This is a genomic window from Aureibaculum koreense, from assembly GCF_034296135.1.
In the GTDB taxonomy this organism is placed as follows: Bacteria; Bacteroidota; Bacteroidia; order Flavobacteriales; family Flavobacteriaceae; genus Aureibaculum.
Window position 1 is genome coordinate 15,848 of sequence record NZ_JAXKVV010000004.1, and the last position, 14,916, is coordinate 30,763.

13 protein-coding genes are annotated in these 14,916 nt (G+C 34.0%); 7 read left to right on the plus strand and 6 right to left on the minus strand.

Annotated elements, in window-relative coordinates; all coding sequences use genetic code 11:
* Positions 1-28 precede the first annotated feature (28 nt).
* From UMM65_RS05155 to UMM65_RS05170, 4 genes are all read right to left on the minus strand, one after another.
* Positions 29-658, minus strand: coding sequence for a carbonic anhydrase family protein (locus tag UMM65_RS05155; protein ID WP_321975417.1), 630 nt, complete (start codon positions 656-658; stop codon positions 29-31).
* Between the two features lie 119 nt (positions 659-777).
* On the minus strand, positions 778-1,071 hold the full coding sequence (locus UMM65_RS05160) for a hypothetical protein (protein ID WP_321975418.1): 294 nt from the start codon (positions 1,069-1,071) through the stop codon (positions 778-780).
* An 89-nt stretch (positions 1,072-1,160) separates the two neighbouring features.
* Complete coding sequence (locus UMM65_RS05165) at positions 1,161-1,817, minus strand: DUF2490 domain-containing protein (RefSeq protein ID WP_321975419.1); 657 nt, start codon at positions 1,815-1,817, stop codon at positions 1,161-1,163.
* A 175-nt stretch (positions 1,818-1,992) separates the two neighbouring features.
* Positions 1,993-2,292 (minus strand): hypothetical protein, encoded by a 300-nt coding sequence (locus UMM65_RS05170; protein ID WP_321975420.1) that lies wholly within the window; start codon positions 2,290-2,292, stop codon positions 1,993-1,995.
* Between the two features lie 128 nt (positions 2,293-2,420).
* Between UMM65_RS05170 and kbl the strand changes: the two genes are divergently transcribed.
* The 5 genes from kbl to radA all read left to right on the plus strand — a co-directional run bounded on the left by kbl (position 2,421) and on the right by radA (position 7,784).
* Positions 2,421-3,614, plus strand: a complete 1,194-nt coding sequence (gene kbl, locus UMM65_RS05175) for a glycine C-acetyltransferase (protein ID WP_321975421.1) — start codon at positions 2,421-2,423, stop codon at positions 3,612-3,614.
* Positions 3,615-3,836: 222 nt separating this feature from the next.
* Complete coding sequence (locus UMM65_RS05180) at positions 3,837-4,286, plus strand: 6-pyruvoyl trahydropterin synthase family protein (RefSeq protein WP_321975422.1); 450 nt, start codon at positions 3,837-3,839, stop codon at positions 4,284-4,286.
* A 214-nt stretch (positions 4,287-4,500) separates the two neighbouring features.
* Positions 4,501-5,256, plus strand: coding sequence for a UDP-2,3-diacylglucosamine diphosphatase (locus UMM65_RS05185; protein ID WP_415859555.1), 756 nt, complete (start codon positions 4,501-4,503; stop codon positions 5,254-5,256).
* 703 nt (positions 5,257-5,959) lie between these two features.
* A complete protein-coding gene (locus tag UMM65_RS05190) occupies positions 5,960-6,319 on the plus strand; it encodes an endonuclease domain-containing protein (protein ID WP_321975423.1) in 360 nt (119 codons plus the stop codon).
* 109 nt (positions 6,320-6,428) lie between these two features.
* Positions 6,429-7,784, plus strand: coding sequence for a DNA repair protein RadA (gene radA / locus UMM65_RS05195; protein WP_321975424.1), 1,356 nt, complete (start codon positions 6,429-6,431; stop codon positions 7,782-7,784).
* 228 nt (positions 7,785-8,012) lie between these two features.
* Here the strand turns inward: radA and UMM65_RS05200 are convergent, their stop codons facing one another.
* Positions 8,013-8,822 (minus strand): DUF695 domain-containing protein, encoded by an 810-nt coding sequence (locus UMM65_RS05200; RefSeq protein ID WP_321975425.1) that lies wholly within the window; start codon positions 8,820-8,822, stop codon positions 8,013-8,015.
* Positions 8,823-8,969: 147 nt separating this feature from the next.
* The gene (locus tag UMM65_RS05205) at positions 8,970-9,893 is read right to left on the minus strand and encodes a DUF6845 domain-containing protein (RefSeq protein WP_321975426.1); all 924 of its coding nucleotides are present in this window, start codon (positions 9,891-9,893) and stop codon (positions 8,970-8,972) included.
* Positions 9,894-10,024: 131 nt separating this feature from the next.
* On the opposite strand from UMM65_RS05205, the gene UMM65_RS05210 reads away from it, so the two are divergent.
* A complete protein-coding gene (locus UMM65_RS05210; RefSeq protein ID WP_321975427.1) occupies positions 10,025-12,763 on the plus strand; it encodes a carboxypeptidase-like regulatory domain-containing protein in 2,739 nt (912 codons plus the stop codon).
* Between the two features lie 45 nt (positions 12,764-12,808).
* Positions 12,809-14,815, plus strand: coding sequence for a DUF5689 domain-containing protein (locus UMM65_RS05215; RefSeq protein ID WP_321975428.1), 2,007 nt, complete (start codon positions 12,809-12,811; stop codon positions 14,813-14,815).
* Positions 14,816-14,916 lie beyond the last annotated feature (101 nt).

Here is a 14,916-nt window from a genome sequence, read left to right on the forward strand (position 1 = left end):
GTAATTTTATAGTGAACTTATTAAATCTTTATTCATAAAATGTAACTGCACCAGATCCAACATCGTACATTGCCCCAATTATTTCTACCTCACCATTTTTTTCCATCTCTTCAATTACCGGGCTTTCTTTCCTAATGTTATTTATGGTTAAATACACGTTTTTCTCAGCAACATTATTTACAAACTCAACATTTTTTGAATTCCGTTGTGATTCGTCTTTAGGTTCTGCCACAGCATTTACCGCTGGTTTTATTTTAGATAGCAATGCCGTTAAATTACCCATTTTTGCATCATCGCAAGCTCCTTTTACGGCACCGCAACTCGTGTGTCCCAAAACAACAATAAGTCTTGTTCCCGCTAATTTACAGGCAAATTCCATACTTCCTAAAATATCTTCGTTTACAAAATTACCTGCTATTCTTACACTAAAAATATCGCCAACACCTTGGTCAAAAACAAGTTCTGCAGAAACCCTTGAGTCAATACAACTCAATATAGTAGCAAATGGAAACTGACCTTTGCTTGTATCTTTAACTTGATCTAATAAATCTCTTTCAGCTTTTAAATTTTTTTGAAACCTTTTATTTCCCTCTTTTAAAGCTTGTAAAGATTTTTCAGGTGTCATTGTTGCTTGTGTTTCTTTTGTATATGCTTTCATTCTTAAATTTTTATAATTATTGATTTTTTTCAAAATTATAGCTCAAAACCATAATAATATGGTTTTAACAACTAAATATTAAAATTATAACTTTTCAGTTAAAATTGTACCCGTTAAAATTAAGAAAACTCTGGAGGTGGTAGGTGTAGCTTTAAATAATGCTTAGAATAGTTTGCTTTATAAAGCTCGTATAATTTTCCTGAAAAATCCCTAAACGAATGATTAAGATTTTCAATTTGAAATAATTTTATTTCCTTGTCTTTTTCAGATTCTTTTTCTTTGTTTTCCTCTTCGTTCAAGTTAAAAACCAAAGAAATATCCGTAGCATCATCAACCAAAGAAATGACTGTAGGTGCTATTATAAAATTAGCAAATACTACCAGTAAAATAATTGAAAGAATATTTTTTAACATGAACGTCCAAAATTTATGGATGGCAAATATAATATTTTTTAAATTAATGTCTAAATATGTTCTTCACCTAATTATCGGAAAAAATCTAATTAAAAATTTATAAAAGTGATAATATTTAACTGATCTCTATTGCCATTATTTAAAAATTGATTCATATAGCCTAACTCAAACTTGACATTTTGGTTTAGTTTATATCCTACTCCACCATAAAGCCTATTCCTGTCGAATACATTGTTTTTAGTATTCAAGAAAATCTCGTTGTAAGTTGATAAATAAGCTGTTTTATCTACCAATTCTTTATTGTTCAAGGGAATATTTAATGCTAAAAAGTACCTGAATCTCAATTTAAAATCATCTTCTGCCCACCTTTGTTCAAAGCGATAACGGTGTTGTACTTTTACTATTCCTAAACTTTGACGGGTGATAAATTGTTGGTAAATACGGTGTTCATCAACTTTCGTTTTTTCGTCTGTATCGTTGATATAATTCTGACTGTGAATAAAACCATAACCCAATAACAGGTTATTATTATTTTCTGTTAGATTATACCCTATTCCAGTTCGTAAGAGTAGTTGTTCTAAGTCTCCAATGGCATTATAATTACGGTATTGTACCTCGTGATGCCAATTCCAATTTTTATCTATTTTCTTATTTCCAAAATAAAGCCACCAATTTCCTAGATTACTACTTTGTGAGTAGGATATAGCCGGAATTAAAATTAGCAGAAAACATATTACTTTTTTCATTATTAAATGATTTTAAATTATAAATAACTTATTGCTAATTAAAGCAATAAATAAAATTGTTTTGATCTTATTTAGTTTAAACAATAAAAAGCCTAGTAAATACTTTAAAATGATCTTCTTAAAACACTGACATAGTAGTATTTTTCAGAAAAACAAAGAATGAATCAACTAAACTCTAAATAATTTGTTTTTGTTTTGGGGGTGGCAGCGGTAGTGTTACGCTAAGGGAATCGTAGATTTTTAGAAAGTACTCAAAAATACTTTTTCTTTGAATATTACAGCCAATAATTTCCTTGTGGGTAAATTTGGCAACCAGTATCTCTTGAACCTCTAAAGACTCTTTTATTTCTTCTTCACTCAAGTCAAAAACTTGTGAGATATCAGCAGTATTTTCAACTAAAGAAACAATGGTAGACACTATTATGAAATTAGCCAACACTACTAATAAAATAATCGAAAAAATGTTCTTTAGCATAAAGTCCGAAATTTTTGGGACAGCAAATTTAATATTTTTTTAAACAAATTTCTACATATGTTTTTCGCCATTATATTTAAGAATACTTATAATTCAATTACTTTTGTATATTAATAAAAAAATAAACTATGTACGGCAATATCAAACAACACTTACAAAAAGAACTCGAAGAAATAAAAGAAGCGGGTTTGTACAAATCGGAGCGTATAATTACTTCGGCCCAAGATGCGGTAATTAAAATTTCGACAGGACAGGAAGTTATTAATTTTTGTGCCAATAACTATTTAGGGCTTTCCAATCACCCAGAGGTAATTCAGGCTGCAAAAAATGCAATGGATACTCACGGTTATGGTATGTCCTCAGTACGTTTTATTTGTGGTACACAAGATATCCACAAAGAATTGGAACAACGTATTGCCAACTTTTACGGATTTGAGGATACCATTTTATATGCCGCTTGTTTTGATGCCAATGGTGGTGTTTTTGAACCTTTGTTGACCAAAGAGGATGCTATTATTTCTGATTCATTGAACCATGCTTCTATTATTGACGGTGTTCGTCTATGTAAGGCAGCTCGTTACCGTTACGAAAATAACAATATGGAAGAATTGGAAGCTCGATTGAAAGAAGCCAACGAAGCTGGTGCAAGATTTAAAATTATTGTTACCGATGGTGTATTTTCCATGGATGGGATAGTGGCAAGTCTTGACAAAATATGTGATTTGGCAGATAAATATGATGCAATGGTTATGGTGGACGAATGCCACGCCACAGGATTTATTGGCAAAACAGGAAAAGGCACATTGGAACTAAAAAATGTACTTAACAGGGTTGATATTGTTACCGGAACACTTGGAAAAGCACTAGGTGGTGCCATGGGAGGATATACCACTGCTAAAAAAGAAATCATTGAAATATTAAGGCAACGTTCGAGGCCTTATCTATTCTCAAATTCTTTGGCACCTGCCATTGTTGGGGCTTCATTAAAAGTTTTTGATTTATTAGAAAACGACACATCCTTACGTGATAAATTAGAGTGGAACACCAATTATTTCCGTAAAGGAATGGAAGCTGCCGGTTTCGATTTGGTGGGAGCCGAGGCAGCCATTGTTCCCGTAATGTTATACGATGCCAAATTATCTCAAGATATGGCAAATGCATTGCTGGAAGAAGGAATATACGTGATCGGATTCTTTTTCCCAGTTGTACCAAAAGGAAAAGCCAGAATTAGAGTACAGTTGTCCGCTGCACATAGCCAAGAGCATTTAGATAAAGCCATTGCGGCATTTACCAAGGTGGGAAAAGCGTTAAACGTAATATAAGAAGCCTCTCCCCAACCCTCTCCTCAGGAGAGGGAGTTCCATTAAATGCTATTTAAATTAGTTTTTTAAAAAAATTTGTGGAAAATATTCTCCTTGAGGATTAGTGAAAAATCAAATGAATTTGGCTTTAAAACTAGCGGGCGTAGCTCATTAGGGGTTTTCTCCACAAATTTATTTGGAATTTGGAATTTGTTTTTTGAATGTTTACCCTAACTTTGCCCCATGAGCATCATAAGAATTACAAAACATTTCGATTTTGAAACTGCACATGCCTTGTATGGTTATGATGGCAAATGCAAAAATATTCACGGTCATAGTTATCAACTATTCGTTACGGTTATCGGCACACCGATTAACGATACAAACCATGTAAAAAACGGAATGGTTCTCGACTTTGGTGATTTAAAAAAGCTGGTAAAATCAGAAATTATAGATATTTTTGACCATGCTACGATACTCAATGCCAACTCACCCCATAAAGAATTGGCAGATAAAATTGAAAGCCACTCGTCACGTGTAATTTTGGTAGATTATCAACCTACTAGCGAAAATATGATTGTAGATTTTGCCAAAAAAATCAGTAAAAAATTACCAAAAACCGTTCAGTTGCACTCTTTAAAGTTATATGAAACTAATAATTCGTATGCAGAGTGGTTTGCATCCGACCAATAAAAAGCCTCTCCCCGCCCCTCTCCTCGGGAGAGGGAGTTAATTTTCGTTTTTTAATTTAAATTGTTCTTAAATTTTTTTACTACAGACTTTTTTAATGAAAAGACTGCGTGACAGTTCCACTCTTGAGAGGGGTTAGGGGTGTGTTAGGCGTGAGTATAAATTTATCTAGCCAATTGTTACTACTTTTCGCTATTTTTGAAGTCAAATTCGATTGATGAACATCACCATTCCAAAAAATAAAAAAATTTACTTTGCTTCTGATCAGCATTTGGGTCTGCCCAATTATAAAGACAGTTTAGAACGCGAAAAGATTTTTATTAAATGGTTAGATACTGTTAAACAAGATGCTGAAGCCATTTTTTTATTAGGAGATTTGTTCGATTTTTGGTTCGAATATAAAAAAGTTGTTCCCAAAGGATTTGTGCGTGTATTGGGCAAACTAGCCGAAATTAGAGATAGTGGAATCTCCATTTACTTTTTTGTTGGAAACCACGATTTATGGATGGACGGTTATTTTGAAAAAGAATTGAATATTCCCGTTTATCATAAACCTCGGGAATACACCTTCAATAACAAAACTTTTCTAATTGGTCATGGTGATGGTTTAGGTCCTGGTGACAAAGGCTATAAACGGATGAAAAAAGTATTTACAAATCCCTTTTCTAAATGGTTATACCGTTGGTTACACCCAGATATTGGTATGCGTTTGGGAGTGTATTTATCCACTAAAAATAAAATGATTTCCGGTGATGAAGATGCCAAATTTTTAGGCGAAGAAAATGAATGGTTAGCACACTATTGCAAAAGGAAATTGGAAACCAAACATTACCATTATTTTGTTTTCGGCCACCGTCATTTGCCTATGGAAATTGAAGTGGGCGAAAATAGCAAATACATCAATTTAGGCGATTGGATTAGCCATTTTACGTATGGTGTTTTTGATGGGGAGAAAATGGAACTGAAAAAATGATTTTTTTAAGATTAACCATATTTATACTAGTGTTTTCAGTAACTTCCTGCAAGAAAGATTGTAATCTTAGCTATGAAATCATAGACAAGCAATTTGAAATTCCTTACTTCTATGATGTAAACAAAATGTTAATTAATCAAAAAAAATTAGATTTTGATAGATATGAACGTATTAATATTGACAAATCAGATATCATCTACATAGAAAAAATCTTGAAAAGCGAAATTAAAAATTGCGAGAACGCTACAGATTTCATGATTGAAAATATTTGTGACTACAGTATGCAAATTGCGGGAATTTATGATAAGGTAAAGGGTACAAAAAAAAATATACATAAATGCAATCAGTGGAAGAGGTCATTTTGATTATGAAGAAGGTGAAGAACGAGATATTCCTATAAAAAGGTATGATTCGCATGGTAACTTAATCAAATTTGAATATCATAAAGATGGTGGTGATTGTTGTTGGCAAGCAGTAATTAATGCCAGAACTAATAAGCTAACCATAATACTAATTAACGGTTATGCTTAAATAAACAATTTTCAATGCCTAAAACCAAAACAACATTCTTCTGTCAAAACTGCGGAACACAATATGCTAAGTGGTCCGGAAAATGTAATGCCTGTAACGAATTGAGAATTCCTTCCCTTTTCAAGGGAAGGTGGCCACGCCAGAGCGTGGACGGAAGGGTTAATAGTAAAGTATGACTAAAATACACAATCGCAAATACCTTGAAAGTCGTAGAAAAGAACTACGTAAAAGTTTGACTTCTGCCGAAGCGACGTTATGGAAATTCATTCAAAAAAAACAGTTAAAAGGAAGAAAGTTTAGAAGACAGCACAGTATAGAAAACTATATTGTTGATTTTTATTGTGCTTCAGAAAACTTGATAATTGAGTTAGATGGTGCGGTTCATTTAGATTTTGCCCAGCAAAATTATGACGAGGAACGTTCTAAAAATTTAGAGCAATTAGGGTTCAAAATTCTAAGGTTCGAAAATAAATTTGTTTTTGAACAATTAAATGAAGTGCTAGAAGAAATTAAATCAAGTTTTAAAACATAACCACCTCGTCTTTATGTTTTGCTATCGCACACATAAATCCACTCCTCCTTAAATAAGGAGGAGAGTTTTTTAAATTTGTACATAAGAATTCTAAATGAAATAATCAGTAATGGCTAAAACCAAAACAACTTTTTTCTGTCAAAACTGCGGTACGCAATATGCCAAATGGGTAGGTAAGTGCAATGCCTGTAACGAATGGAATACCATTGTTGAAGAAGTTATTCAAAAAGAAGAGAAAAGAGCTTGGAAACAATCTTCTCCTACCAAAAAAGTGGCAAAACCATTAAAAATCAATGAAATTGCCATCAATGAAGAAGATAGAATTGACACCCAAAATAATGAGCTAAACCGTGTATTGGGCGGTGGACTCGTAAAAGGTTCTATGACATTATTGGGCGGTGAACCTGGTATTGGTAAGTCTACCTTGATTTTACAAGTAGCATTGACAATTGACAAAAAAGCATTGTATGTTTCGGGCGAAGAAAGTCAATCGCAAATTAAAATGCGTGCAGAAAGACTTAAAAATGTAAATACAGAATGTTTGATCTTGACCGAGACCAAAACCCAAAACATCTTTAAAAGTATAGAAGAAACCCAACCAGATTTGGTGGTTATTGATTCTATACAAACTTTACATACAGATTATATAGAGGCTTCTCCTGGCAGTATTTCACAAATAAGGGAAACTACGGCTGAACTGATAAAATTTGCCAAAGAAACGGCAACACCAGTTATTTTAATTGGTCATATTACCAAAGAAGGCACTATCGCAGGACCTAAAATTTTAGAACATATGGTAGATGTTGTGTTGCAATTTGAAGGTGACAGAAACCATACTTACAGAATTTTAAGGGCACAAAAAAACCGTTTTGGCTCAACTGCAGAACTTGGTATTTACGAAATGCAAGGTTCGGGATTACGAGAAGTTGAAAATCCATCAGAAATTCTGATTTCAGAAAAAGACGAAACCCTAAGCGGAACCGCTATTGGTGCAACTCTAGAAGGTATGCGGCCTTTAATGATAGAAGTTCAAGCCTTGGTAAGTACCGCTGTTTACGGAACACCTCAACGCTCCACTACAGGGTACAATACTAAAAGGTTGAACATGATTCTTGCCGTGTTGGAAAAACGAGCAGGATTCCGCCTTGGGGCAAAAGATGTCTTTTTAAATATTGCCGGCGGTATTTCAGTTGATGATCCTGCCATTGATTTGGCGGTGGTGGCATCAATTTTATCCTCAAATGAGGATGAAGCAATTCCACAAGATTATTGTTTTGCCGCCGAGGTCGGTTTGGCTGGGGAAATCCGTCCTGTAAACCGTGTTGACCAACGTATTCTGGAAGCCGAAAAGTTAGGATTTCAAAAGATTATGGTTTCTAAATACAATAAAATTCCACAAAAAAAATACAACATAGAAGTAGTTTTAGTTTCTAAAATTGAGGATGTATATCAGCAGTTATTTTAAAGAGCCTCTCCCCCCGCTCTCTCCGAAGGAGAGGGGGCTTACAGCTTACACGCATTTAAATGGGTCATAAAAGGATAAAAGTAGTGACAAGTTTCACTAATAATCTCAATTTTAAAAAAAATTTCTTGCTGGAAAAAATACTAAACAGTATTTAATATAAGTATAACTATTTGGTAATCAGAGGGAATTGCATTGCTCTATGTCTTCAATATTGTTCTATAAAACAAACTAATCGGTATCTTCTGGTTCAATACTCCAACCGTCGTAATATCCGTTATTAGATGCTGAAAATACTCTTAACACTTTTACTAATTCGGCCATATAAGTGGGGTACAATTCATTTTCGCTATGTAATTGCAACTCATAAGGATAATCATTGTCTTTTTTAAAATTAAGAGAGTCCAGTTTAAAATTTATCTTTTTAATTTTTTCTAAAAAATTTTGTCGGTTCTTTTCTTTTTTAAAGTAAAAATAATGGTTCACTTTTCTTTTTTGGGTAAGATCCATACCCTCAAAAAATAATTGGCTCAACAGGTCTTGACTCATAAAAAAGTCTTCTGACTCGTCTTTTGGGTACAATACATCTTTATAGTAATTCCATCGTTTATCCCTTTTTATTACTAAATAATTTTTCGAATTGGTAAATTCTTTTTGGTAAAGCGAGTCAATTTTACTTCTAAGATTCAGAGTGTCTTTTACATAGTAAACATCAAAACCAGTACATTGATAGGTTAGAATTCCCACTAGTCTGTTTTTTTTAGATACTTTATTAATTTCATTAGCTACGGCATCTGAAAAATCATAAATTTCTTCAAGTCCATCGGCGTTGGGTCCGCCATTTTGAAAACAATTCTTCGTCCTTTTACCTACAAGAACAAGGTTTTTATAATTGGGTTTGGCTAACATATACCTATAATTGACAGTAATGCCCATAACCCCTTTTTCTTTTTCGATAACGTAACTTCCCCAGTCGTCTTGGGCGAAAGAAAGGAAGAAATTTAAGAAAAGTAAAATTAAAAGGGAAATTGTCTTAATCATAAAGTAAAGGTCTGTAAAACAATTTAATTATCAAAAATGATGCCTAGTGTTACGTTAAGCCAAAATTAACTTAACACTATTTAAAATAAAAATCCTGCAAAGTATTTAGAATATTTTGCAGGATAAATATTTGTAGCAAATTAAGTTTTAAACGAAACTATTATAGTAACCTATCAAGCTTTGGTACTCTCTACCGATATACTCAGCTTCACGTTCAGTAATCTTTTCATCTCTTTTACTTTTTCTTACTTCGCCCAAAAATTCTTCTACATCTTCATAAAAGTTATCATAATATAAATTCTTATTGTGCTCTTTTAACAAATCTGGTGTTAGATCTTTATGTTTGGTGTAATTTGCTTCCAATTCGTTGTACTTGGCCGTTAGAGCGTCCATATCAATTTGTTCGGCATAGACTATATTTACAATTTCCTCTGCTAAACCTAAATCGGTTTTAGAAGCGATAAGACTCTCTTTTAAAGGATGGTCTTCCAAAAGTTTAACTTCGGCAGCACTAGCTACAGGTTTTAAAATTTTATACGAATTTGACCTGCCTTCATAAAAAGCCATTATGTTTTTTTCAATAACATCGACCAATTCCTTGCCTTTGGCCCAATCATCGTCCTTAAAGTCTTCGTTATCATAATACGCTTTAAAGCTTTTATAAGCCTCTTGTGTATTTTCGTAAGCTTCGGAAGTTGCTTTAACCTCGTTGGTCAACTCTTCTTTTATGTCGGAAGGCAAACTATTGCCGGGTTCCAGCAAACGTATACCGTCGCGGTCTCTATCAATATTAACCCCTGATCCAATAAAAGCGTTAGCTATAAACATTCTGGGTTTTTGCTTTTTTGCCACCATTGTACTCATTTTTTCATAGTCCTCACCGGCTCTTGTTATCTTATTGCTGGCTTCGTTCATATAATCGACCAAAGCATTGTTATAGGCAATAACATTTCCGGCATCGTCCGAGCCTAAATCGCTAACGGCATCCAAAGCGTCTTTAGCTTTATCGCCCAATTTTCCGCAACTTACTGCAACTATGGCAATAAGTACAAATAGAATTTTAAATTTCATAAATTAAGTTTTAGGTTTTTTTTAGTTGTAATAAAATTATATAAAAAATAACGTCCCCTCCAAACAATAATTGTCTGCTTTTTAACATTATGTTAAAATAATTGTAATTTAGGGCATCTTTTTTATGAGATATGAGTAAAATCACGCTAACACTTATTCTTTTTTTATTATTTACCTTATTTAACAACGCCCAAGAAACCGGAGCTATAAAAGGGGTTTTAATTGATTACGATACACAGTTACCGCTAGAAAATGTTAATATAACCATTTCCGAAACCAGCATTTCTAAACTTACCGATGTAGAAGGTATTTTTATAATAAAGAATATCTCTTTTGGAGATTATTTGGTTGAAATAACTCATAATGGTTACGAAGCACAACGTTACCCAATAACCATAAACAATAGCGAAACCCTCAATTTAGGTACTATTTACCTCTATAGAGATAATTTTGAGTTTAACGATTCCAATCAAATTGTTTGGAACGATGACAACCCATACGAAAACAATCAATCGTATTATTCCAATTCAAAAGACGTGTTTTTAAAGCGGGTTGGTTTTGACTTTAGCCCTACTTTTTTCAGCTTTCGCGGATATGACGCCGGGCAATCGAAAATTGTTCTGAATGGCATTGACATGTCCAATTTATACAACAACAGACCAATTTGGAATACATTTAGCGGTTTAAACGATATTACTAGAAATCGGGAATCAATTATCGGGCTTTCTTATTCCGAGCAAAATTATGGTGGACTTTCTGGTACTACTTTTATAAATGCGATTCCGTCAGAAATGCGACCGGGTTTACGAATTTCTAGTTCTTTTTCCAATAAAAATTATGTAGGCAGTACCATGGCAACTTACAATTCTGGATTAAAAGAAAATGGGTTGGCATATAGTATTTCAGCTTCACGACGTTGGGGAAATGAAGGTTTTGTCGAAGCCACTTTATATGATGCTTTTAGCTTGTTTGGTGCAGTATCTTATCAAATCAACGATAACCACAGTATTAATGCCACAGCAATTTACGCTCCCAGCCGAAAAGGACAGACCACCGCCATTACCGAACGTGTTTTTAATGAATTTGGAAGTAGCTACAACCCCTATTGGGGATGGCAAGAAGGCGAAAAACGAAATTCGAGCATTTCAACATTTAAAGCTCCAATTTTTATGATAGGGCATCGTTTTAAAAATGAGAAATCCACTTTTTCAAACAATTTTTCTTATCAATCTGTAACTCAAAAAAATAGTCGATTGGATTATACCGATGCTCCGAATCCTTATCCCAATTATTGGAAATATTTACCTACCATTACGGAAAACCCACAGATAGATTGGCTTAGTCTTTATGAAACGAACTTAAACTCTGTCAACGTCCCAGATGGTAGTTCTGCCCGGTATTTACTTTATGACCATGTAAAAAATGACCAAATTTTTACGGCAAATTCGGTATTGAATCATAAATTGAATAAAAACCTAAATTTTGATGTTGGAGTTTCATTCAAAAACAGCAATTCAATCAATTATGCAACGCCGAAAGACCTTTTAGGTGGATTGTTTTTTAAAGATGTAAATCCTTTTACCATTATTGATGGACAACCCTCAAAAAATGACCTTTTAGGCGAAGAAAATAAAAGATTAGGCGATAAAATCAAATATAATTTTGACCTAAAAGCCCATCTACTCTCTGCTTTTACTCAGTTGAAATATAAATATGATAAAATGGATATTTTTATCTCAGCAAACTATACAAATACAGCGTTTCAACGAGATGGAAAGTTCTTAAACCAATCTTATGAGAATAATTCTTTGGGTAAAAGTGAGCAATTAACTTTTAATGATTTTGGGTTAAAAGCTGGTGTAAACTATCAAATATTACCAAATCACAGTCTTCAAATGAATACGGCTTATCTTACCAAAGCCCCAACCATCCAAAATTCATTTATCAATATCCGAGAAAATAACGCAATCGTACCTAATCTTGTTTCAGAAAAAATTATCTCGGCGGATGCTTCTTATCTCATCAATACACCAAAATTGCAATCGCGATTAACAGGTTACATTACCGATTTTAAAGACGGAACAACCGTCAATTCCTTTTTTGCGGAAATTGGTTCTGGTGCGGATTTTTTTCAGGAAGTAATTACTAATATTGATAAAAGACACTTGGGGTTGGAACTGGGTTTGGAATATGAAATCATCCCAAATTTAAGTGGTTCTGCCGTTTTAGCATTCGGAAAACATACTTATACCAATAATGCCAATGTTGGAGTTAATTTTGATATTGCTGATCTTAGTGAAGATGTTATCAACAACACAGGCTTTATAGACCTTGGCGAAAACTATCTTAAAAATTATAAAGTCGCCAACGGGCCTCAACAAGCGTATTCTGTCGGGTTATTTTATAAGAATCCTAACGATTGGTGGGTCAATGCCTCGGGTAATTATTTTTCCAACGGCTATTTAGATATTTCGGCAATTACCCGAACCGATGGGTTTTTCAACAATCCCAATGATTATGGACAACCTTTTCAGGATATTGACTTTGATTTGGCACGAAAACTATTGAAACAAGAAAAGTTCGATAGCTATTCTATTGTGAATTTATCTGCTGGAAAATCATGGAAATTCAAAAGAGTAAACGTCAAATTGGTTGCCAGTATCCATAATTTGTTCAATGTAAATTATAAATCTGGTGGTTACGAACAATCTCGAACGGCAAACTATGGATCTTTAGTTGCGGATACCGAAAATGGTGTCAACCAACGAAACTTTGGCCCTAAATATTGGTATGGTTTTGGGCGGACGTACTTTATCAATCTAGCGTTCAGTTTTAAGAAAAAATATAAACGTTATGAAGACAACAACTAGATAAAGACGTTGCATTGCAACGTTCCAACAAAAAAAAACAAAACAATGAAGACAATCAATAAATATCTAACTTTCATCTTCCTTACCCTTATCTCGTGCGTGCAAGATGACGATTATAATATTCCGAAAATTGCCGATTGCAATGAAACGGTTTTGGCACCAACTAAAACCGTTGAGGATATTTATAATGCCACTACCAGTATTGCCACGCAATATACTGAACCAGATATTATTGAGGCTTATGTAACTTCGAACGACCAATCGGGTAATTTCTTTAAAGAAATACATTTTCAGACCTTAGATGGAAGTCGCGGATTTAGTATTCCCGTAGATGTGACTGATTTATACACCATTTTTAATCCCGGAAGAAAAGTATCTATCAACCTTAAAAACACTTATACGCAATTGCGATTTGAAAGTTTGGAAATAGGTAATTTAACTATTGATGAACGCACCAAGGAAGAATTTATCGGTCAAATAACCGCTACTAATTTTAAAAATGTATTAGTAAAAACTTGCGATATAGTTGATGAGGAACAGTTGGTCAATAAAATATCGCTCAACGAAATTACCGACGCACACCTCAACACTTTAATCGAGCTAAAAGATGTTCAGTTTGAAGATGCTGCTCTTGGTAAAACTTTGTACGATACCAATACTGACGTTGGTGGCGGAACTAACTATTTGATTGAAGATATTTCAGAAGCATCCATTGCTTTTAGAACAAGTGCCTTTGCTGATTTTGGCAATACTGAAGTGCCAAACGGTAACGGAACCATCAGAGGTGTGTTGACTAAATTTAGTAATACCTATCAAATATTGATAAGAGACATTGAAGATATACAATTAAATAACGAAAGAAAGCGAATTGGTTTTGCGGAAAATATTTCGGGTACGAAAGTAAATATTGCTGACATCAGAGCTTTGTTTTCGGGTACAGATACTAAAATTAATGATGATGTTTTTATTGAAGGCATAGTTACTATGTCCGGAATCGATGAAAACAATATGACCGACCGCAATGCCTTTATCCAGGATGAATCTGGGGCAATTGCTTTGCGAATGTCTTCAGCTACTTCATTACGAAGAGGTTATCAGGTAAAAATCAATTTAAAAGATGTAGTCTTAGGCAGTTTGAGAGGGTTGTTGCAAGCCAATATTACACAATATAAACAAGTGCTTTTTGTTGATGATAATGTGCCTTTGCCCGCACCTAAATCTATAACCATTGCAGAACTTAACACAGGCAATTTTGAGGCTCAATTGATAAGTATTGATAATGTTCAATTTGAAGAAGAGGATGGTACTTTTAAAGGCAACCAGCCCTTAACAGATTGTAAGGATTTAGTTGATGTTTTAACAATTACTCCAGCTTCTTTTGCTAACGAGAATTATCCAAATGGAAACGGACAAATTGTAGGAATAGCTTCCACATATTCCAATCCTGTTTTATTGATAAGAGATTTGGACGATGTTGCAAATATGACCGAAACAAGATGTGTGCCCACTGGAGACATCACTAATAAAGTATTTATTTCTGAAATAGCAGATCCTGATAATAATTCGAGTGCACGGTTTATAGAAATCTATAATGCAGATTCAAAACCAATTGACCTTACCGCATGGACTTTAAATAGATATACCAATGATAGTCCCACAATTTCAACTTCAATTGACCTTTCGGGAATTACGCTAGAAGTTGGTCAAGCTTACGTCATTGCTGTTGATGCCACGGTATTCGAAACAGTTTACGGCTTTGCACCTGATATGGATGGTTTGAGTACAGGACCAGCAGGTTCTAATGGCGATGACAATATAACATTGGTTGACCCCAATGGTACTCTAATAGATATTTTTGGTGTTATTGGCGAAGATGGTTCGGGAACAAACCATGAATTTGAAGATGGTCGAGCCTTGCGGAATGCTTCCGTAACACAAGGAAATCCCCTTTATACATTCTCTGAATGGCAAATATGGAACGATACTGGCGATGCTGGTACAACAAAATTGCCACAAAATGCCCCTGAGGATTTTACGCCTGGGGTAAGATAATATTAGACCTCACAGCCCCGACCCTTCGGGGTTAAAACCTGTCAGGTCTCTCTAATTAATATATTTTACCCTTATTTTGTTACAATATTTTTAGAAAATTA

Excerpts from the sequence above, each read along its gene's own strand:
- UMM65_RS05180 (WP_321975422.1), top strand. The coding sequence starts at position 3,837 with ATGAGCATCATAAGAATTACAAAACATTTCGATTTTGAAACTGCACAT.
- UMM65_RS05185 (WP_415859555.1), top strand. The coding sequence starts at position 4,501 with ATGAACATCACCATTCCAAAAAATAAAAAAATTTACTTTGCTTCTGAT.
- UMM65_RS05165 (WP_321975419.1), bottom strand. The coding sequence starts at position 1,817 with ATGAAAAAAGTAATATGTTTTCTGCTAATTTTAATTCCGGCTATATCC.
- radA (WP_321975424.1), top strand. The coding sequence starts at position 6,429 with ATGGCTAAAACCAAAACAACTTTTTTCTGTCAAAACTGCGGTACGCAA.
- UMM65_RS05210 (WP_321975427.1), top strand. The coding sequence starts at position 10,025 with ATGAGTAAAATCACGCTAACACTTATTCTTTTTTTATTATTTACCTTA.
- UMM65_RS05190 (WP_321975423.1), top strand. The coding sequence starts at position 5,960 with ATGACTAAAATACACAATCGCAAATACCTTGAAAGTCGTAGAAAAGAA.
- UMM65_RS05215 (WP_321975428.1), top strand. The coding sequence starts at position 12,809 with ATGAAGACAATCAATAAATATCTAACTTTCATCTTCCTTACCCTTATC.
- UMM65_RS05155 (WP_321975417.1), bottom strand. The coding sequence starts at position 658 with ATGAAAGCATATACAAAAGAAACACAAGCAACAATGACACCTGAAAAA.
- UMM65_RS05200 (WP_321975425.1), bottom strand. The coding sequence starts at position 8,822 with ATGATTAAGACAATTTCCCTTTTAATTTTACTTTTCTTAAATTTCTTC.
- kbl (WP_321975421.1), top strand. The coding sequence starts at position 2,421 with ATGTACGGCAATATCAAACAACACTTACAAAAAGAACTCGAAGAAATA.
- UMM65_RS05205 (WP_321975426.1), bottom strand. The coding sequence starts at position 9,893 with ATGAAATTTAAAATTCTATTTGTACTTATTGCCATAGTTGCAGTAAGT.
- UMM65_RS05160 (WP_321975418.1), bottom strand. The coding sequence starts at position 1,071 with ATGTTAAAAAATATTCTTTCAATTATTTTACTGGTAGTATTTGCTAAT.
- UMM65_RS05170 (WP_321975420.1), bottom strand. The coding sequence starts at position 2,292 with ATGCTAAAGAACATTTTTTCGATTATTTTATTAGTAGTGTTGGCTAAT.